This is a genomic window from Leptospira neocaledonica (genome assembly GCF_002812205.1).
Classification (GTDB): Bacteria; Spirochaetota; Leptospiria; order Leptospirales; family Leptospiraceae; genus Leptospira_B; species Leptospira_B neocaledonica.
On record NZ_NPEA01000008.1, the window covers coordinates 80,111 to 99,956 of the forward strand.

The 19,846-nt window shown below is 39.9% G+C and carries 19 protein-coding genes and 1 pseudogene; 12 read left to right on the forward strand and 8 right to left on the reverse strand.

Annotated elements, in window-relative coordinates; genetic code table 11:
• Window positions 1–125: 125 nt before the first annotated feature.
• Both CH365_RS20175 and CH365_RS20180 read right to left on the reverse strand, forming a co-directional pair.
• A complete protein-coding gene (locus CH365_RS20175; protein ID WP_425268562.1) occupies window positions 126–2,294 on the reverse strand; it encodes a SpiroCoCo family coiled-coil protein in 2,169 nt (722 codons plus the stop codon).
• A gap of 165 nt (window positions 2,295–2,459) precedes the next feature.
• Window positions 2,460–3,707 (reverse strand): annotated as a pseudogene (locus CH365_RS20180) (SpiroCoCo family coiled-coil protein); the annotation flags it as partial.
• A 59-nt stretch (window positions 3,708–3,766) separates the two neighbouring features.
• Here CH365_RS20180 and CH365_RS14940 point away from each other — a divergent pair.
• The 7 genes from CH365_RS14940 to lmtA all read left to right on the forward strand — a co-directional run bounded on the left by CH365_RS14940 (window position 3,767) and on the right by lmtA (window position 10,171).
• Window positions 3,767–4,552 (forward strand): class I SAM-dependent DNA methyltransferase, encoded by a 786-nt coding sequence (locus tag CH365_RS14940; protein WP_100769513.1) that lies wholly within the window; start codon window positions 3,767–3,769, stop codon window positions 4,550–4,552.
• A 97-nt stretch (window positions 4,553–4,649) separates the two neighbouring features.
• Complete coding sequence (locus CH365_RS14945) at window positions 4,650–4,952, forward strand: STAS domain-containing protein (RefSeq protein WP_100707228.1); 303 nt, start codon at window positions 4,650–4,652, stop codon at window positions 4,950–4,952.
• A 52-nt stretch (window positions 4,953–5,004) separates the two neighbouring features.
• Window positions 5,005–5,916, forward strand: coding sequence for an ABC transporter ATP-binding protein (locus tag CH365_RS14950; RefSeq protein ID WP_100769374.1), 912 nt, complete (start codon window positions 5,005–5,007; stop codon window positions 5,914–5,916).
• Window positions 5,917–5,919: 3 nt separating this feature from the next.
• Window positions 5,920–6,666, forward strand: coding sequence for an ABC transporter permease subunit (locus CH365_RS14955; protein WP_100769375.1), 747 nt, complete (start codon window positions 5,920–5,922; stop codon window positions 6,664–6,666).
• Window positions 6,663–8,333, forward strand: coding sequence for a GldG family protein (locus CH365_RS14960; protein WP_100769376.1), 1,671 nt, complete (start codon window positions 6,663–6,665; stop codon window positions 8,331–8,333). Before CH365_RS14955 ends, CH365_RS14960 begins: the two co-directional genes overlap by 4 nt.
• Entirely contained in the window at window positions 8,330–9,334 is a 1,005-nt protein-coding gene (locus CH365_RS14965) for a DUF4340 domain-containing protein (protein ID WP_244283219.1), read from the forward strand. Before CH365_RS14960 ends, CH365_RS14965 begins: the two co-directional genes overlap by 4 nt.
• A 78-nt stretch (window positions 9,335–9,412) precedes the next feature.
• Entirely contained in the window at window positions 9,413–10,171 is a 759-nt protein-coding gene (gene lmtA, locus CH365_RS14970; RefSeq protein WP_100769378.1) for a lipid A Kdo2 1-phosphate O-methyltransferase, read from the forward strand.
• Window positions 10,172–10,191: 20 nt separating this feature from the next.
• Here the strand turns inward: lmtA and CH365_RS14975 are convergent, their stop codons facing one another.
• Window positions 10,192–10,911 carry an LIC_11490 family protein gene (locus tag CH365_RS14975; protein WP_100769379.1) on the reverse strand — a complete coding sequence of 240 codons (720 nt, stop codon included), beginning with the start codon at window positions 10,909–10,911 and terminating at the stop codon, window positions 10,192–10,194.
• 104 nt (window positions 10,912–11,015) lie between these two features.
• Between CH365_RS14975 and CH365_RS14980 the strand changes: the two genes are divergently transcribed.
• On the forward strand, window positions 11,016–12,233 hold the full coding sequence (locus tag CH365_RS14980) for a synaptonemal complex protein 1 (protein WP_100769380.1): 1,218 nt from the start codon (window positions 11,016–11,018) through the stop codon (window positions 12,231–12,233).
• Window positions 12,233–12,697, forward strand: a complete 465-nt coding sequence (locus CH365_RS14985) for a chemotaxis protein CheX (protein WP_100769381.1) — start codon at window positions 12,233–12,235, stop codon at window positions 12,695–12,697. Before CH365_RS14980 ends, CH365_RS14985 begins: the two co-directional genes overlap by 1 nt.
• Here CH365_RS14985 and CH365_RS14990 read toward each other — a convergent pair.
• Together CH365_RS14990 and CH365_RS14995 are read right to left on the reverse strand one after the other, a co-directional pair.
• Window positions 12,694–13,671, reverse strand: a complete 978-nt coding sequence (locus CH365_RS14990; protein WP_100769382.1) for a tetratricopeptide repeat protein — start codon at window positions 13,669–13,671, stop codon at window positions 12,694–12,696. The two genes, CH365_RS14985 and CH365_RS14990, sit on opposite strands and share 4 nt — an antisense overlap.
• A 1-nt stretch (window position 13,672) precedes the next feature.
• Window positions 13,673–14,278 (reverse strand): LIC_11485 family protein, encoded by a 606-nt coding sequence (locus CH365_RS14995; protein WP_100769383.1) that lies wholly within the window; start codon window positions 14,276–14,278, stop codon window positions 13,673–13,675.
• 224 nt (window positions 14,279–14,502) lie between these two features.
• Here CH365_RS14995 and CH365_RS15000 point away from each other — a divergent pair, with 224 nt between their 5' ends.
• The gene (locus CH365_RS15000) at window positions 14,503–16,221 is read left to right on the forward strand and encodes a DUF342 domain-containing protein (protein ID WP_100769384.1); all 1,719 of its coding nucleotides are present in this window, start codon (window positions 14,503–14,505) and stop codon (window positions 16,219–16,221) included.
• Window positions 16,222–16,266: 45 nt separating this feature from the next.
• Here CH365_RS15000 and CH365_RS15005 read toward each other — a convergent pair whose 3' ends face one another.
• Genes CH365_RS15005 through xerD form a run of 3 tightly spaced genes read right to left on the reverse strand, consistent with a single transcriptional unit; the run spans window position 16,267 to window position 18,071 of the window.
• Window positions 16,267–16,671, reverse strand: coding sequence for an LA_2478/LA_2722/LA_4182 family protein (locus CH365_RS15005; RefSeq protein ID WP_100769385.1), 405 nt, complete (start codon window positions 16,669–16,671; stop codon window positions 16,267–16,269).
• A 60-nt stretch (window positions 16,672–16,731) separates the two neighbouring features.
• The gene (locus tag CH365_RS15010; RefSeq protein WP_100769386.1) at window positions 16,732–17,157 is read right to left on the reverse strand and encodes an ATP-binding protein; all 426 of its coding nucleotides are present in this window, start codon (window positions 17,155–17,157) and stop codon (window positions 16,732–16,734) included.
• Between the two features lie 17 nt (window positions 17,158–17,174).
• Entirely contained in the window at window positions 17,175–18,071 is an 897-nt protein-coding gene (gene xerD / locus CH365_RS15015) for a site-specific tyrosine recombinase XerD (RefSeq protein ID WP_100769514.1), read from the reverse strand.
• A 173-nt stretch (window positions 18,072–18,244) separates the two neighbouring features.
• Here xerD and CH365_RS15020 point away from each other — a divergent pair, with 173 nt between their 5' ends.
• Both CH365_RS15020 and CH365_RS15025 read left to right on the forward strand, forming a co-directional pair.
• On the forward strand, window positions 18,245–18,793 hold the full coding sequence (locus CH365_RS15020; protein ID WP_100769387.1) for a tetratricopeptide repeat protein: 549 nt from the start codon (window positions 18,245–18,247) through the stop codon (window positions 18,791–18,793).
• Entirely contained in the window at window positions 18,790–19,830 is a 1,041-nt protein-coding gene (locus tag CH365_RS15025) for an LA_2486 family SGNH/GDSL-type esterase (protein WP_100769388.1), read from the forward strand. Before CH365_RS15020 ends, CH365_RS15025 begins: the two co-directional genes overlap by 4 nt.
• Window positions 19,831–19,846: the final 16 nt, after the last annotated feature.

Below are 19,846 nucleotides of genomic sequence, written 5' to 3' on the forward strand. Positions count from 1 at the left end.
TGCTACCCTACAATTTCAGTTTTTTATTAAAAACAGAAGGTTCTCCCTATAGGATTTTTTGCATGTCGTATAATACAAGTGGGAACGAGACATATTGGGGGAAAACATTCGGGTCAAGAAAAAAATCATCCCTTTTTCACCGTCTCGTTTTGAATGATAGTCTGGACCAAAGAAGTTTCGAGCCCTAATTTCTCAGCGATCGTCTCTGGTTGCCAATGAAAATTATGAAATAAATTCAACACTGTTGCTTTCTTTCTAGCTACTAGGGGATCTTGGCCTTGGGTCTTACCGGATTTTCCCACTCCGGTCTTAGACATATTGGTTTGGACTACATCCATGAATGTAGAAAGTTTTTCAAAGGTATCTTCCGCTTCGGAAAGTAATCCTTCTAGGTCGTCCTTAACGGATAGAGCACCTTCTTTCATATCATCTAATCTTTGCTGGAGAGTACTGATCTGTTTATGACGCTCTCCTAACTCAGACATTAGGTCTTCTATCTTATCGAACTTAGCTTCTACTGAAAGTATTTCTTCTTTTCTACCGGCGAGAGTCTCTAGTCTGTCGTCGGTTTTCCTGAGAGTTTCTGCGACTTCTCTTTCTCTAGCTTCTATTACGGAGATCTCTTTTTCCATCTCACGTATCTTTTGAGCTAACTTGAAGGAGTTTTCTTTATGACCTTGGCTATCTTGGTCTAATGATTTGATTTCTTCTCTAACCGATATGACTCTACCCAAACGATCTTCCAAATCCAAGAAGCGGGATTCCATTTCGAATGCCCTTTCTCCTGCTTCGACCAACTTGCGATGAGTATCGTTCCACTGAGAAGATTCTTCCATAATTCTTTCGAATTCTTCTTTTAAAACTTCTGCTTTTTCTTCTATGGAAAGAATCTCCGAACTTCTCTCTTCTGCCTGAGAAATACGGGTTTCTAGATCTTCTTGTACTTTTTTGATCCGAACTAAGTTTTGGTCCAGATCCTCATACGTTTTTTCTGTATGGTTTGCGTCTTCCAGAGCTTCTTTCATCTCTGAGACGAATTCTTCGGAACGTTCTATAATTTCTTTTACATCCAAGAAGAGTGCAGAACGTTTTTCTGCGTCCAGGATCCTTTCCGAAATCTCGTCTACGGAAGAACGTAATTTTTCCGCTTCTTCTTCCAATTCGGAGAATAGGGACCGTTTTGCATCTTGGATCTCTTCTAAATCTTTGCGAAGATCAATTTGTAGCACACGATATTCTTTTTGTGCCTTCTGGAATTCTTCTCTTCCGGTTTTTAGGAATTCTTCCGAAGATTCTTCGGTTTCTTTCAGCAGGTATTTTACCTGATTTTGAAATTCCTTCATCTGGCTTTCGCTTTCTTTGATCCCTGAATCTAAAGCATCTTCCAGATGTAGTTTTACGTCCGCTAAATGTTTCGCGATCCTTTCTTCCAATTGGCTGAGCTGGACCTGACCCTTATCTAAGAGTGCGGATAATTGTCTGTTGATCTTGGAATCGATTGTATCGTTTAGACGATCTATTTTTTCTTCCTGTCTTTCGAAGAAATCTTGTCCCGATTCTTTCAGTCTGTCCAGAACGACTCTTGCCTGTTCTCCCGCTTTTTCCAATTGAGATTCGGTAGAAGTACGGATCTTTTCCGCCTGCATTTCTAAAAGTTTTTCGTTCTTGCGCAGAAGATTTTCGAATCTTTCTCCGGCCGCAGAATATTCAACTTTTACGTTTTCAGCGCTTGTAAATGCTTCTGCTTTCAGATCTTTAAAACGAGAAACGAGTTCTTCTCTGACCTCTTCTCCCTCTTTCTGGAAGTTTGTCTTATATTTGGATACGAATTCTTCGATCTTATCTTTTTGTTCCGCATAAGATTTAGAGAATTCTTGTAAATATTCAGCGCCTTTAAAATGAATCTGTCCCAGTCTTTCTTCCAATCCACGGATCGCATCCATGGTATGATTTTTCTGGGATTGGACTTCTTCTTCCCAAGAACGAGAGAAGTGTTCGAATCTTCTGTCCATTTTGCGGAACTCGTCCTCGATAGACAGTCCTATCTCACTCACCTTGGATTCGGTTTCCGCTAAAATATCTCCGGCTGTTCCTTCTAAGGCTTCTCGGATATCTTTTACATAAGAATCCATTTCTTTCATCCGGGTAGAAACCTGGACGTCGAAAATTTTTACATTCTCTCGGATAGAATCCCATTCAGAACGGAAACGATCCGAATGAGAAGCATGTAATGCGCCTACTTCTTCTTCTAAAGAACCTTTTAGTTCTTTTACAGAAACTTCTATCTCTTTCATTCGAGTAGAAATTTGAGAAGAATATTCCTTAACGTTTTCCTTAATATTCTCCCAGTCTGCACGGAATTTTTCCGCCTGAGAAGATTGGAGAACTTTTAATTCTTCCTCTAAGGATTCTCTGATCTGGTCCAGTTTCAGTTTGGATTTTCTTTCTTCTTCAGATCGAGAAGATTCTAGAGCGGAATGGAATTCTTTTAGTCCGGAAAGGATTTCCTTTCTCAGATCTTCTGCTTCTATTCTTAGGCTGCTGGAGATACGATTGAATTCATCTTCGAAAGAATCTATCTGACGCATCAGATCCGCTTTACGAGAATCCGCCTGCTTGAGTAATTTGTTCTCTGCTTCCAGATATTTTTCTTGGAAAATATTGATAGAGTCGTTGATCCCTTCTGCCTGGCGTCTGGTCTCGTTTAAGATCTCGTCACGTCTAGTCAGTGTTTCCAGGCTCATTCCTTCTATTTCTTTACGAATTGCCTCGATCTCTATTCGAACTCCGTTTAAGAATGCTTCTTTAGAATGAACTACTTGTTCTAATACTTGGTCGTATTTTTGACGAATGACTGATTCATTACGGGAGAAGGTTTCTTCTAATTTACGATCCGCAAGTTCCGCCTTCTCATCTACTCTAGTTTCTAAACGATCTATTTTTTCGGAAACGGATAAGAATGCAGTCTGCATACGATCCGTTCTGGCATCCAGGTCTTCTTCTTTTACTTTTACGGATTCCAGAAGAGATTGAACTTCTTCGCGAGCGTTATCTACTTTGCCCACGGTTTCATGATATAATGATTTGGTTTGGGCTTCTAGTCTTTGGCGGAATGCTTCTCCCAATTCTTCCAGACCAGATTCGATACGGTCCGCTTTCACTTCTAATAATCCTTCTAACTCTACAATTTTAGAAGCGAGAGACTGTAAAATATCATCTGAACGGAAATTTAATTTTTCCTGGAATGCTTCGAGTAGAACTTCTGCCTCGGAACGAAGTTCTTGGATACGATTTCCGATCCCGTAGACTTCTTTTTTGCCCAACTCCAATCTTTGCAATCCATCCTGGATAGACTGGGATTCTTGGCGAATATCGGAAGAAAGATGGACCACTTCTTTTAGATCCAAAGTAACCGCGTTCAAAAAATCCCGATTGGAACGAATTGTTTCCAATAACTGTTTGGATTCTTCGTTGAGACCTCTTACCTCTTCCGCGAGTTTTCTGGTCTGCTTTAAACTGATCTCTAATTCGATTCCGGAATCTTTTACAGACTGGATTTTTTCTAAAGCAATCTCTTGTAATTCTTCCTGGAGTTTGCCAGTATATCTTTTGATCTGACTGAGCTTATAATTCGACTTGTCCATCCTGCGAAGGAGGATAGTAATGCCTACACTGGCTAAAAAGGGTAAAAGTAGTTCTAGGCCCATACTTAGAGTTTCACGAAGATTCGTTGAAGAAAACCCTTCAAAGAATTATGTCGCATCAAATGGATAGGAATACTCGCGAGCAGGGGAATAAATCAAGAATTATTTCTCCAATCCCCAAAAAAAGGCCTTATACTGCGTTTGCAGGCATTTATGACGGGGTCATGAAACGGGCCCCTTATTCCGACTGGGCCAAGATGATTTTGGAATCTTACCAAATCGGAACCCAAAAAATCCATCCAAAACTTGCCTTGGATTTGGGCTGCGGCACCTGTAAAATTTGGAAATTTCTACCTTCTTCTACGGAGCTTTGGGGAATCGATAATTCTCCTGAAATGCTTCAAATCGCCGATTCTCAGCAGATTAAAGGGGTTCGAAAATTAGGGGACCTTCTATCCTTCCCCCCACTTGGTAAATCATTTGATCTGGTTTTTTCGGTTCATGACACACTAAATTATTTCCAAAGAGAAGAAGAACTCTCTCAGGTGTTTTTACAGGTTTCAGGTGTTTTGGAGAAGAAAGGAGTCTTCTTTTTCGATGTAAGCACTGCCGAAAATTTTCGAAAAAATTTTCAGAACAAGGTCCTAAAAGAGACCCACGGGAAGACAAAACTCCTCTGGAAGAATGAATTTGATCCAAAAACTTCCGTGCTCAAGACCAGTTTGGAATTTTCAGGACCCGGAATTTCAGAGTTAGAGGAGCACTATCACAGAGCTTACCCTCTCGAAACTTGGTCGAAGCTACTACAAAATTCGGGCTTGGAAATCCTAGGAATTGGGTCGGATTATGAGGCCTGGGAAATTTTTCCCAAGGCAAATTATTGGAATTTTATGTGCCGAAAAATGTAGGTGGCTTGTTTTGAAAATAGCGGGCACCCTAGGAATGTTTTATTTGTTGGGATGGCCTGGTTTTAGGAGTCTATTTCAGTAAACAAGCTTGTTACTTATGGCCAAATTAACGATACAAAATAAACACGGAATCGTTCGTTTCGAAAATCAACTTCTGGACGGATACGAAAAAGTTTTCGATGAAATTTCGGAACAGGCTTCTAGGGCTCATATTCAAAATCTGACCCTGGACATGACCCCAACCAAAAAAATCACTTCTAGCGGCGTTGCTAAATTACTCACTCTTAGAAACCTTTTGGATCATTTCGGAGTAAAACTAGAGGTGGTAAATCTTCAACCCACTCTAATGGATGTTCTTCGCAAGTTCAAAGTGGATACTATGCTTCGTATCAAAGCGTAATCTCCGGGGAAAAGAAGTTGCATAGGTCTTTAGGCCCGAAAGAATAACTTTCGTGGCCTCTCTCCAGGTATCCGATCTTTCTAAATCCTATTTCGGGAAGGTTGCGATTTCCAATTTAAATTTTTCCATTCCTAAAAATAGGATTACCGGTTTACTCGGACCGAATGGTGCAGGTAAAACAACCGTGCTTAGAATACTTACCGGATTCGTGCAACCGGATCAAGGTTCCGTTCTTTTAGACGGAGTATCTTTAAAAAAAGATCCTCAAACTATAAAACAGAGATTAGGTTATCTTCCTGAATCTTCCGCAATCTATCCGGAAATGACTGCGGGAGAATATTTGGATTTCCTTGGAAACGCAAGAGGAATGGAATCTTCCTTCTTTAAAAAAAGAAAAAAAGAAGTATTAGATATTTGTGATCTAAAATCCCAAACTTTCTCATTAACGGGAATTTTATCCAAAGGTACAAGACAAAGATTGGCTTTGGCTGGCGCACTATTACACGATCCTGATTGGGTCGTTTTAGACGAGCCTAGCTCGGGCTTAGATCCCATCCAAATTTCTCATTTTAGAGAAATAGTCCGTAATTTAGGAAAAGATAAAATAGTTTTATTATCCACTCATATACTTTCGGAAGTGGAAGAAACCTGCGATCATGCCTTGGTTCTGCATAAAGGAAATTTAGTTGCAGATCTTCCCGTTTCGGAATTCAAACGATCCGATTCGGTTCTTTTAAGCGCAAAAACGGAAAAAGAAACCTTGGAAAAAATTTTTGAAGGTAAGAATATTCGAATTCTTTCTTCGGAAAAAGAAGGAGAATATTCGAAGTTCAGATTGGAATCTTCTTCTTTGAAACCTGAAGAAATTTTTGAGATCGTCCGAAAGGAGCCTTTTCCGATCTTAGAATTTAAAATTTCCCAAAAATCATTGGAATCCGTTTTTCAGGACCTGGTTTCCCGTTAAGATATGAAACTTCTCACCTTACCTCCCGGACTTGTCGCTGTTTTTAAAAAAGAATGGGCCAGTTATTTTAATACTCCGATTGGTTACGTTTTCTCAATCCTTTACTTATTCTTATCTTCCTTCTTATTCTTCTACGGATTGGGAGAAGGTTCTTTCTGGGATAGAAAGGTAGCCGGGATGGAAGAATACTTCGTATGGACCCCACTTCTATTCGTTGTATTTGTTCCTGCGATCACAATGAGGCTTTGGTCCGAAGAAAAAAGATCCGGAAGTTTAGAGATCTTATTCACTTTGCCAATCTCTAAATGGGAAATTGTCGGTGCGAAATTTTTAGCTGCTTGGGTATTTTTAGGATTCACTGTTTGTTTAAGTGCCTCCATCCCGTTTTTTATCTGGGCATTCGGAGATCTGGATCTAGGGATCGTATTTGCAGGATACTTAGGTTGTATATTGCTTGGCGGAGCTTATATCAGTCTCGGGATCTTTCTTTCTTCTTTTGGCAGAGATCAGATCAGTTCTTATATTCTAACAGTCCTTGTTTGCCTTTTCTTTTTTCTATTAGGGACTCAACCCGTTCTGAAATTTTTCGGGAGCAGCCCTTCTGGATTCGCGTATTTATTCGCTCTATCTTCCCATTTTGAATCCTTTCGTTTAGGAATTTTAGATCTTTCGGATACACTTTACTTTTTTAGTTTTATCTCAGGAAATCTTGCAGGAAACGTTTTTTTTCTCAGGAGAAATTATCCATGAGAGAATTATTCCGTCCTCTATTAGAAATTTCTAAATCTCCTTGGTTTGGACTCACAAACGGGATTTTACTTTTTATTTTGTTGAACGGAATTTTCTCCACAATTCCTTGTAAGTCGGATCTTTCTAGGTCCGGAAGATTTCAAATCACATCCAGCGCAATAAAAGTCCTAAAAGAATTGGATGATCCTCTCTATATAGATGCTTTTTATTCTTCGGAAATCCCTGGAGAATACAAGGCAAGAGCCGAACTCAGTAAAGAACTCTTGAAAGAGATTTCTAAGATCGGAAAGGAAAATGTTTCTCTGAGGTTTTATGATCCTTCTTCCTCGGAAGAAGACGCAAGAAAAGCTATGGAGTTAGGATTAGAACCTCAGATCTTACAACAAACTTCTAGGGACTCCGCCTCGGTCAAACAAGCGTTTATGGGAGTCGTTCTGACCTTAGGCCATAAAACGGAAATTTTATCTTTTGCATTCTTCACAGAAGACTTAGAATACCAGATCTTAAATTCAATTCGTAAGATGCAAAGACAGGATAAGGACTCGGGTATTGTTCTTTTAAAATCAGAAGGAAATCTTTCCTTCCAAGAACAGGTTCCCCCGAAAGATAGGATAGAAATTTTTGCTAAAAGAGTTCTAAGAGGCGAATACGGTCCGATCTTAGAATTGGATCTGGAAACAGAAGATCTTCCTCCCGAAACTGAAATTGTGCTCTCGATAGGCGGTGGCCTTCTTCCTAAAAACGCAGAGAGAAAGTTAGACAAGTTTATTACAGAAGGAGGAAGTTTACTCCTTCTCGCCAAAACAATGGAATTCAAAACAAACTCGGAAAGAGGAAGTTTTGGTCTTCTCTCTGGTGATCTTGGAGCAGGACTTGCTCAGAAAAATCCTGACTCAGAAGAGATGATCCGATTTTTAGAACATTATGGAATTCGAATAAATCATGATATTGTTTTAGAACCGGATCATTCTCTTCCAATGGGCTCTGTAATCGAAATTGAGCCTGGAGTTTTAGGAAAATATCCTTACCCACCTTGGATTGTTCCAGACCAAAAATCCGGAAGTTTAGATCCAAATAGCCCCTTTACTAAAAACCAAGAGAGTCTTTTAATTCCTTGGTCTTCTAGTCTGAACGTTCTACCCGAAAAACAGAAAGACGTACAATTTACCATATTAGCGAAAAGTGGCCCGGACGCAGAATCCAGGACGGAGCCGATTTCCTTAGGAGAAAAACAAATCCTTTCTACTCCGATCCAACCGAACGGTGGACCATTTCTTTTAGGAGTTATTGCAGAAGGAAAATTTACTTCTTATTTCTCTGATCAAAAAGTAGGGTTTAAAAACTCAAATGTACCTGCCAAAAACAGACCAGCTAAAACCGGCAGAATTTTAGTATTCGGTTCTCCTTATCTAGTTTCCGATCTTTTGGCATTTCCTGAATTTTCGGAAATTCTAAAAAACTCCAATATTCCATTTTTATTAAATTCGATCGATATACTCAGAGGAGAGACTGACCTTTTAGAAGTTCGTTCCAAACAGTCTGCTGTCCTAAAGCTGAAACCTTTGCCCTTCTTCTTAGAGACTACAATCAGCTTATTTCATTTATTCCTGGTTCCGGGTTTATTAGCTCTTTATGCTTTTCGAAGATTAAAAAGAAGGAACGGATGATGGATTTTTCAAAATATTCGAACCTTCTCCGCAACACCCACAAAGAAAATCCGCAAATCCTATTATTTTTCGGGAATATATTACTAGCCATTCTACTTTTGATCGCAAAGGATCCTTGGGATTGGTTCAAAAAGACTTATCAAAATTCAGAAAGTTTCTACAAGATCAAATCGGAAGAGATCCAGACGATTATCAGCGGAAGAAAAGGACAAGAAAGTATCCTGAACCGAAATCTGGACGGATGGACTGTTCAGTTACCTTCTCAGTTAGTACTGCCGGGAGATTCCGCAAGAATTGAAGAATTGATCCAAACTTGTTTACATTTACGTAAATTTACTTTGCTCTCCGAATCCAATTCAGTCTCTAAAGAAGAATTCGGATTAGGTGGAGATGAACCCATATTAGAACTTAAAGATGTTTCCGGAAATTCTCTAGGAAAAATTTTAGTAGGCGCTCCAGTCAGAAAAGGTTCCGGGACCTATGTTTTGGATGACAAGAACCAAATTTGGTTGGTAAAGGAAAATTTAAAATCGGTTACAGGAGGAGGAAAATTAGATTTTTTCCTGAGTAGATCCTTAGTTCCGCCCTTCCCTATGAGAGAGAAAGTTTCAGAGATACGAATCTCAGGACTTTCTTCCATAAATTTCACATTAAGTAAACAAGCTGAAAATTGGATCTTAAAAACTTCCGGTGGGCAGATTATAGCGTCTTCAGAAGAAGTAGAAAACTATTTAGAAGAGATCAAAAAACTAAGCGCAGACGAAGTTCTTTTGGGGAGGTCGGAAGAATATTCTGCAGTTCCAAAAGATCGGAATTTTAAAATAGAGATCGTTACCGTAACGGATCGTTACGTAGTTTCTCCCATTGGACTGACCAAATTAGGAAGTTATGTTTTTCAGAGAGAAGGTTTAAGTTACAGATTGGTCTTGGATCCCTGGAATCTGGAAAGGATCCTACAAAAAGATCTTGCCGACTTTTCTAGCAGGTTTCCTTCTCCCTAATCACCTCTGAATCAATGGTTGACACTCCGAGGGGATAAAAGTTTCCTTCCTTAATACTATAACCTATAAGGAATTCGTATGGCATTAATCGAAGAATTGGATCAGCAGGGGAATTTTCTATTTCGCTGGAGATCTTATATACCGGGATTTATTCTTCTTCTTTGTCTATACTCCTTAAGCAAATTCGAATTTTTAGAAGATTCTTACGAGACTAACCTATACTATGCAGCGGCTTGTTTCGTGGTAAGTTTACTCGGTCTAGCGGTTCGTTGTTTTGTGATCGGTTACGCTCCAGCCCGCACTTCCGGTAGAAATACCAAAGAACAAGTAGCGGATGTGGTCAACCAAGAGGGAATTTATTCTCTCGTTCGCCACCCTCTTTACTTAGGAAATTTCCTAATGTATTTAGGACCGGTCCTGTACTTCAGAGATGTACCTTTACTTATAGTTTTCTCTTTATTTTTCGGATTCTATTATGAAAGAATAATGTTCGCAGAAGAAAAATTCTTAAGAGATAAGTTCGGACAGGATTATCTTAATTGGGCAGATAAGATCCCTGCATTCATTCCTAAATTTTCAGGTTATGTAAAACCTAAACTTGGTTTTTCTTTCAGAAACATTCTAAAAAGAGAATATCCGAGCTTATTCGGAATTTTAGTGATCTTCGTTATATTCGACTATGCTGCAAGTTTCAAAATTGGATTCGGAGATTGGAAAGAGCCTTGGGCAGTGATTACTGAGCCTCAGATCTGGGCATTCGGCATAGGGGCAGCATTCTATACAATTGTTAGAATTATAGTAAAGACCACCAAGTGGCTCGTGGTAGAAGGCAGATAATTTACTACCTTCTCTTCTTCTTAAGCGTTAGAAGTATATTCCAGATAAGATTTGAATTTTTCCCCGTCCTTGGTCAAAAAGATCGGGGTCGGGTATTCTCTTTTTAAAGGAAGTAATGCAAAACCTTGGTCGTAAAAAACGATCTTCTCCACTTCATTCAGTTTATAACTAAATTCTGAATTTCTAGCCTGGAAAGTAAATCCACCTGGAATTTCTCTAATACTTCCCTTTCCCATTCTTCTAAAACCTTTTAAAGTTTCTGGACGGATCTTTTCTTGTAATGCCTCGTAAGGTAATCTTCCGGAAAGGTCTAGGAATAATACTCCTTCCATAGACCATTCTTCTTCTTTAGGGATTCTAGGTTGGGTGCGCTCAGGTTCGGTTACCATTTCCAAAATTTCTCCCCTTTTTGTTTCTTCCCAAATTTCAGTTCCTGATTCTTCTTGCTCGAAAGTCTCTGGCTCCGCCTTTTCAGCTTCCATTCTTTGTCTTTCGGAAAGAGGACGAATTTTTCTTTCTTCTGCGAATGCAGAATCCATTTGAGAATAGGATTCCGAACGCCCTTGTCTTTTCAGAGAAGCTAAAGATCCTTCAGAAATTTTTTTCTCTCTTACAGGAGGAAGGTTTCCTTTGGGATATGAGCCAGCACTAAACTCTTTTTTAGAATTTGGCTGGAAGGAAACATAAATAAAGCAGAGGATTCCTACTAAAATAAGTGCTAAGGCGATATAGAGCATCATTATATGTATCTATCGGATTCGTCCGTTTCTGAAGCATTTTTCGGGCGGTTTTTCTCCTTTACAGATTCCAGGCGCGGCCCAGTCTTCCTTGTGAACGTAGTTTTATGACAAATCCAGACGGAATTTCAATTAGAGATATTTTATTCAAAGTCGGATCGGCAGTTTTTTTAGGAATTCTTGTCCTGATGCTGATCATCATGCTTTTAAAGCCGGATGTGGAACAAGTAGGTATAGATATGCTCGCCGGAAAGGCAAGCATCACCATGGGAAGTATTGACGACCAAAGTGTCCCAATAGACTCATTCAATGCAGCTAAAAGATTTTGTATCCAGATGTACCAAGGACAAGGCTCCGAGGCACTTTGGGCAGACTGTGCCTTCCAATCTTTAAAAGGCCAATATATCTTCCGCAAGATTGGAAATGCGGTAGGTTTCACGATTACTGAAGAATCCGAACGCACGGCTCTATGGGAAGAAGCTAAAAAAGTTTCTAAAAATTCTCTCCAAGGCGCAGGATATTCCGAAGAAGACCTGAAAAAACCGGAAGAAATTTATCGTCAGTTCCTCCAGCAGGCACCTCTACGCTTTAGGATTGATTATAAAGTGTCCCAGGCTCTTTTCCAAAACTTTCTTCCGACTGAGATCCGACGCACGGACGGAGAATTAAATATACTCTCCGAAACTTCCGGTGCCAGAGTGGACCTGGACGCAGTTTTATATACTGAAGAAGACCTAGTCAAAGCTTCCGAAAGAAATCTGGAACCTACAGACGTACAACTAAAAGAGTTGTACGATAAAGAATCCTCGGATCCGAACACCCTAAAAGGAAAAGACGGCAAACCGGTTCCGTTTGAAGAAAGAAAAACCGTTTTAAGAAGTAAGTTTTTATTAGAAGCACGCAAAAACTCTTTAGAGTCATTAAAATCAAAACTAGTCGCTCTACAAAACGAGCCTGACGGTTTACAAAAGATCGCTACACTTTTAGGAAGACAAACTGTTTCACTTAGAAACAAGTCTCTTTCCGATCTGAAAAAAATCAGCGTTGGTAAAGATGTATTCTCTTTGAGTTCCGACAAAAAATTCTTACAGGATTTGAGCCTTCCAGGTTTGACCCAAAAGAAAAACATCGGACCATACAGAGAGGGAGAAAAATACGCGATTGTTTCCTTCTCCGGAGTCAAATTAGGAACTCCTGATCCAACATTCCTGAGAACCAGGGACAGTGGACCAATACTTACTGCAATACTCATGGAAATTCCACAATCCCTAGAGGAAAGTATCAAAGTCGAACGAGCATCCGTTAGATCCGTTTCGGAGGAATAATGCAAATCCGCGCCGAGTTAGTAAACCCTTTCCTGGAAGCAGCTACAATCGTCTTCCGGGATATATTACAGACCGACCTGATCCGTGGAAAGATCGGGATCAAAGACACTCCGGAAACCAATCTGGAACTTGCGATCATCATTGGAGTTTTAGGAACGTTTAACGGAGAAGTGATCTACGGTTTAAACTACGACGCGGCTTATAAAATTTCCAAAAAGCTGATGCCCGGTATGAGTGACGACGATATCAAAAATGAATATAAAGATATCTTAGGTGAGATCGCAAACATGACCACAGGTAACGCGATGAATATTTTCGCAACCGCAGGTCAGTCTATTGAAATCACCGCTCCGAATATCGTGGATGCAAAAAATGAAACGATCAAGATCCCTAAAAAACAAGCTCTTGGGATCAGTCTATTTTCCAAATTCGGAAAATTAGAAGTAAACGTAGCCTTAACTTAAAGATCGCTTTTCGCGAAAGATTCCATTTCCGTTCTCAAGGGGGAAAACACTCCTTGGGATTCGGAATGTGACTTATCCAAATATTTTTTCAAAAAACGTTTAGCCCATTCCCCTTCCCCCGCCTTATAGCTGGATTTAAAGAGTAAATAAGCTCCCAGTTCCTTTTCTTCTCTTTGTCTTTTGAATTCCCTGGAGTTTGCATCTTCCGCATTCGGAAAAGTTTTACCAAAACGATTCCAAAAATCCATAAGATAACCACGAGCATCCGAATATCTTCCCATCCTAAAAAGCATATCACCTAATTGTAATAACGCCCGGGATTTATATTCTCCTTCACCTTCTGTTGCGGTTCTGAGCAGAATAGACTCTGCTTCCGAATTTTTTCCCTGAGCCCTAAGCGATCTTGCAGTCTCTAGAGAAGTTTTCCATCTGGAATCGTCTTCTGCCGGAGCTTCCGCATTCGACTCGAGAGCCTTTGTATTTTCTAATTTAGATAATTCTAATTTTGCCTGAGAGCTTGCAGTTCCTTCTGTAGAAGCAGCCTTTCCGAATTCTTCTTTGGCTGCGTCTTTTTGTCCGTTTCTAAGACGTAAAAGTCCTCTTTCATAAGCAGCACGACTCGGATCGCTGACTTCCTTCTTCTTGCCGTTCTTTTTATCTTTTTTCTCTGTAAGATTCGGAAGTTTTGTTTTCCTTTCTTTTGCAGGTTCAGTAAAAATTTGTTTTGTTTCTGCGACCTTTGGCTCTTCACCTGCAACAGTCATATTTTCAGAAACTATTTCTGGTCCAGTCGTTTGTTCCGATTTTTCTTCCGAGACTACGGAACTCGCATCAATCGGAGGAAGTGGTTCGTCCGGAGAAGTTCTGCTAGAGGAAAAACTTCCCTCAGCCGGTTCTGGGATGGGCAGAGGAAAATCCGCTGCCAGATTTCCCGCGAAAAGTAGAATACTTAAAGAAATTAGAATATATTTCATCTCATTCTCCCCTAGGCCTTTGTTCTTTTCTTGGAGGGCGACTGAGTCTGGATTCTTCCTTTTCTGCAGGAAGCTCTCTATTAGGCTGTTTTGTACTCGGTTCCAAACGAGGAGAATCAGATCCTTTATCATTCGGAGCAACATCCTCTCGAGCAGGTCTTTCGTTTTCTGTTGGGAAGAAAACTCTCGAATCTCCATCTTTCATTTTAGAATTACGGATCGTGTCCGACTCTTCTAATTCAGGTTTCGGGGAAGAAGGTTCCGTCTTCGGTTTATCCAAAGAATATCTTTCAATGTCTAGAGAAGAACTCCCAGTCTCTGAATAAGAAGGATCGCTCCATCTTACGTCCTTTCTTTTCCGATTATATTCTCTTTCTATATCTTCTAAAAATAATGCCTTACGATCCAGTTCTTTGGCCTGGTCCTCTTCTCCCGCCATCGCCAAACCTTTTTGGAAACTAAACCAAGCTAAGACGACTCCAACGAGGACTGCCAAAGCAAGCGCTGCATTACCGATCGTCTTTACCACTTTTGGAGGAAGATTTCCCAGAACCTGGTCTATAGATACCCTGATATTGGTTAAAATGGAGAATGGGTTGAATGCCATAGTATTACCCTAGGATCATCGGTCGTTTCGCCCGGTTTTTCAAGGACATAATTTTTGAAAAAAGGAAGGGAAATTTGAAGTTTGTAGTAACTTCGACAAACCTGAGCTGGTCTGAAAATAAGCCAATTTAGGAGTTTTTTTCATCCTCAGGCATTAAGTCTTTTTACAGGTTTTCGATTGTAAAAAATAGGATGGGACTTACTCTCCAACAACGGCCCCCCAGGATGAGCGACTCAATCCGCAATTATACAGAATCCCTAATAAAAGATTTAGAAGAGAACGAAAACGGGTTTTTCAAAGTAGAAAATCTGGACGGTCTCGCCTATCTTACCCTCTTTCCCGCCGGAAAAAAGGGAAAGGAAGTAGAATATCGCGAAATTCTAAAACGATTGGATGTATTTAAAATTTCAGGAGTCTCGGAAGAAGAAGTAAAACGTATCTTAAAGTCCAAAGACTCAGAACCTCATCTGATCGGAAAATGGCCAGGTAAACCGGAGGCCTCTAGTCTGGACCTAAAAATTTCAGAAGATAAAATGGCAGTCCATGGGATACTGCATCCTCCAAAATTCGGCGGAAAATTATTAACTAGGGATGAGATACTTTCCCAGCTGCAGTCCAACGGAATCGTTTTCGGGATTATAGAAGAATCAATACTCAAACTTTCCCAGGCCGAAGATTACGGAAAAAGAATATTAGTTTCTCAAGGAGAATCCCCTGTCCCAGGAAAAGACGGAGATATACGTATTTTATTCCAACATCCCGGTATGCCTACCTTAGAAGAAGATGAATTCGGAAGAGTGGACTTTAAGAATATACAGATCATCCAAAGTGTGAAGAAGAACCAGAAACTTGCCGAAAAAGTTTCTCCATCACCAGGCAAACCTGGCAAAAACGTAAAAGGAGAAGTCCTAGCATTTGAAGAAGGAAAAATTGCCGAATGGAAACTAGGTCCTAACGTTAAAATTTCCGAAGATGGAAATTTAGTACAGTCTCTGATAGACGGCCGACCTCTAATCGATCGTTTCGGTACCATTCGTGTGGACGAGGTTTGTTTATTGGAGAATGTAGACTTCTCCACAGGGAACATCAATTTTCCGGGCACAATTATCGTAGAAGAATCCATCGCGGACGGTTTTACTCTGGAAACAGACGGATCCATTATAGTAAAAAAATCCGTAGGTAAAGTTTTCCTAAAAGCAAAAGGAGATATCGTTCTTTCCGGAGGATTTATGGGAAGAAACGGCGGAATGATAGAATCAGGCTCCGATATCTACGCAAAATTCGTAGAACAAGGAAAGATGATCGCTAAAAATTCGATCTTCATCGAGGAAGCAGCGATGCATTCGGAGCTGATCGCTGGAGAATCCGTCGTTGTTAGAGGAGGAAGAGGAGAAATTATAGGCGGTCAATCTGTAGCAGGAAAAATGATTACTTGCACTAAGTTAGGCGCCATCGTAGAAACCAGAACGATACTGAGCTGCGGTATGCCTCCCGAACTTCTTTCCGAATTAGAAGGTTTAAAGAACGAGATCCGTAAAAACCAAGATATATTAAAAAAAGTAGATACTAGTATCCAAAAATTAAGCGACGATTCCCAAAGAAGAAGTCTTAGTCCGGAAGAAAAAGATAGTTTACCGAAACTACAGGCGATCCGTCAAAAATACAGTTCAATTCTGGAAAACCTATTTGCTCAGGAACAGTCCGCAATCTTATCCTTCGATCCGGATAAAAATTCTTTCGTGGAAGTAGAGAGAGAAATTTTCCCGGGGGTAGAAGTAAACCTGGGCAGAAATAAAAAATTCAGCGTAAAATTAAAAGAGATCCCTGGACCTTCTTTCTTATACTTAGGAGGAGATGGACAGATCGCCCATTCTAAGGTAAAACCGAAACGACTAGGACTTTTACAGGAAGAATCTTCGGACTCCGAATCTTCTGGAGATTAAAGATTTAGGATATGCCTATACAGGCGGCCTTCAACCGATATTTTTTTAACCCCCATCCGGGAACAAATCCCTACAAGATGGGATTCCGCCTGCCTGCTCCATTTCGGAACAAGGAGTCTTGAGAAGATCGTCCATACATCTTTTGATTTTTTCGATCTGCTGATCGGTGATTTTTTCATAATCGTCGGTAAGAATGGACTGGTTACTTTGTTCCGCCATACATTGGTCCAAGGAAGAGAATCCGGACTTTGCGGCGTTCTGCTCTCCGGTAGGAAGAGATTCCAGATATTGGGCGGAACATTCTAAATTCTTTTTACACAACTCTTTAATATAGTTTTGACTGAGTCCTTTTACTTCCTCTTTGGACAAGGAAGGCCCCTTTCTACACGAAAGAATAAAGACTGAAAATACTAGGATAGAGATAAATTTCATTTGGATCACTGAAAGCATATGCTCGAATTATACAGAATAGACGGACAATTCTACTATTCTGCAAGCCGTTCTTTTTAATTATTTCATTTTTGTGAGAATCAACCGATTCCCTTTTCCGGACTGGTCTATATAAAAATGGTCCGTCAATTTTCGAACTAGGTAGAGCCCGATCCCTTCTTCTCTATAATCTCCAGGATCATACCCTCTGATTTCGGAAATGTTTTTTTGAACTCCGAAATCCCGGATGCGCACTTCCATACGATTTTCAAGAGTGGTAACTTCCAGAAAAATGGGATAATTCGTTTTTCCTAGATACGCGTGTTTGATCACGTTCAAAAGACATTCCCCCACTGCCAATTTTAGATCGGCAGCATCGTAAAGTGAAAATCCAGATTCTCTTGCTAGGTTATAAACGAAGTTCCGCGCTACAGTCACGTAACGCGGATGGGAAGGAACTTGTATCCGAAATTGATTCGAATAGTCGTTTTTTTTGATCTCGGCCAAAATTCGGTCCGGCGAAATTATCCTCTAGGATGGAATTTCTTATGAACTTCCTTTAGAGTCTTATTTGCCATATGAGTATAGATCTGAGTGGTTGAAATATCGATATGTCCCAAAAGTTCCTGAACCGATTTCAAATCTGCATGGTTTTCCAAAAGATGTGTCGCGAAAGAGTGTCTCAGAGTGTGAGGAGTCACTTTTTTCTTGATACTGGTTCTTTTGATATAATGGTTCAGAAGTCTCCAAACCGATTTTCTGTTGATGAAAGATCCTTTTTTGGAAACGAAAAGATAATCACAATTTCTGTTTTTCAGAATATAAGGTCTGCTTTGTTTTAAGTAACGATTTAGAATATCCAATGACTTTTCGCCGAACGGAACTAGTCTTTGGCGGCCGCCCTTACCTTCTACAGTTAGGGTCATTCCTGACATATCCATGTCAGTCAATCTTAGGTTACATGCTTCCGAAATTCTAAGTCCGGAGGAATACAAAAGTTCAAAAATACATTTGTCTCTGAGTTCGTAGAGATTATCCTCTTTGATCACAGTGAATAATTCTTCTATCTCTTCCTGAGTCAAATAATCAGGAATGGATCTCATCACTTCAGGAGTTTCAATCTTCTCCGTCGGATTGGAATCCAGCTTCTTTTCATCTTTTAGAAATTTATAAAATTGGCGAATGGCAACCACTTCGCGAGCGATCGTCTTTGCAGAAATTTTACGATTCCTTTCTTCATTCAAGAAACGAACTATGTCGTTCGCCTGGACTTCCAAGAAGTCGATATGTTCTTTTTCGAGGAAGTTCTTAAACTTGTTCAGATCGTATCCGTACGAGTAAATGGAATTGTCGCTCAGACCCTTCTCAACCGAGAGGTATTCTTGAAAATTTTGGAGTAGATTCTTATGAGAAGATGTCACTTTCTTAGTCCCGCTTCCGATTATTACAGTACTAAATCCTTCGGACAAATTCTCCCTCGAGATTGAAACTTTTTTAAGATTGCGGCGCGAGGTGGCCCGTAAATTGTACAAATTCGACGGGCCGACATAACAAAAAACTGCCCTTTTTCTTATCCCCTAAGGGAAAAAAAACTGTGGAAATGAGACAGAAGTTCCGATACGCCATAATTTTGCTTATGTCCCAAATTGCTTTGAATTGCGATTCCTCGGGTGAGTTAGCAAGTAAAGCTAGAGAAAAAGAAGCACAAGGTAACACTGCAGAGGCTTTATATTATTACGATTTAGCTCTTCGAGAAAATCCTGAAAATTTTACTGCAAATAAAAATTTAGGAATTCTTTTAGCGGAAAGCGGAGAAGCACCCGGATCGGCCGCTTTATATTTAGAAAAAGCTCTCAAAAAAGATCCTAAAAACCCTGAAATCCTTTTGTATCTTTTGGAAATTTATTTATTAGCTGGGTCCAGAGACGAGACCGAAACCGTTTTGAAAGGATTTTCCGAAAGTTGGGATAAGGACAGAGAGAGTTTGGCCAGATTCCTAAGCTCTTGTATCTTAGATTCTAAGAAGAATGTTTCCGAAAGAAAACGTTTTGTCGAAAATCGGATCCCAGAGTCCAATCCTGCATCCAAAAGATTATTTGTAGTTTGTGAGAAAAAACTTTATGAGGAAACTTCAGGTAAATGAGAGAAGTTACCTATTCTAGAAAGATCCGTTTTCAATTTTTATTATATTCTGTTTTTCTATTTTTTCTTTTAGAAGTTCTACTTAGACTTCCCGCCTTTCCTTCCGTTCGTTTCAGATTAGAAGATAAAAAACTACATTGCCTACAAACTTCGGAAAATCTGCTTTCTATTCCTTGGATGAGACTTTGCCCGAGCCAAAGTTTAGATCTTTATCATCCCGAGAAGAATATCCGATACCATGTTTCTACGGATTCAAAAGGAGAAAGGTTTATATCCGACGGTAAAAGCACTGGGTTGAGTTCCTACAATGCCAATACGCCGGAAGTTTGGATTTTAGGGGATTCTGTGGCTCTAGGATATTTGGTTTCCGACCAAGAAAGTCTTCCTTGGGCTTTACAAAATGAATTTATAAAAGATAAAAAACCTGAGGTTGTTCGAAATTTGGGAATAGATGCACTCGGGAGTTTTGGTATCCAGGAAAGATTAGCCCAAGTTTTAGAAAATTCTCCTCCTCCTATTGCCGCCTACTGGGTTTATCATATTTCCGATTTTACGGATTCTTATAGAGAACTAGAATTACAAAATTCTGTTAAGAAAAGAATACTCGTCCGAGTTTCTTATCTTCTTTCTAAGTATAGCGCTGTATTCAATGCATTCAAAATTATTTATGAGAAATACAAGCCTGAGTCTGCAGAAAACCTAGTAATTCCTTCTAGTGGTTCCGTTTTAGGACCGGATCATCCTCATAAAAAAGCAGCTCTTTCCTTGTTTACATTTGTAAAAGAAAAGAAGATTCCGCTTATTCTGGTATTTCTCCCGGAACCGAACGAAAAATATGAGCCTGTAGTGAATTCCGCCTTAGTGAAGGAAGTCCGACAGATCGCAATCGATTCTAAAATCACAGTGTTGGATCTCCAACAACCGATCTTTGATTTTTGGAAGAAGAGCCATCAGGATATTTTTCTTCCGAAAGACGGGCATCCGAATCCAGCATTGTATCGTTTTATTGCAGAAGAATTAGCGAAAGATATTCGTTAAAAACCCTTCGCGATCT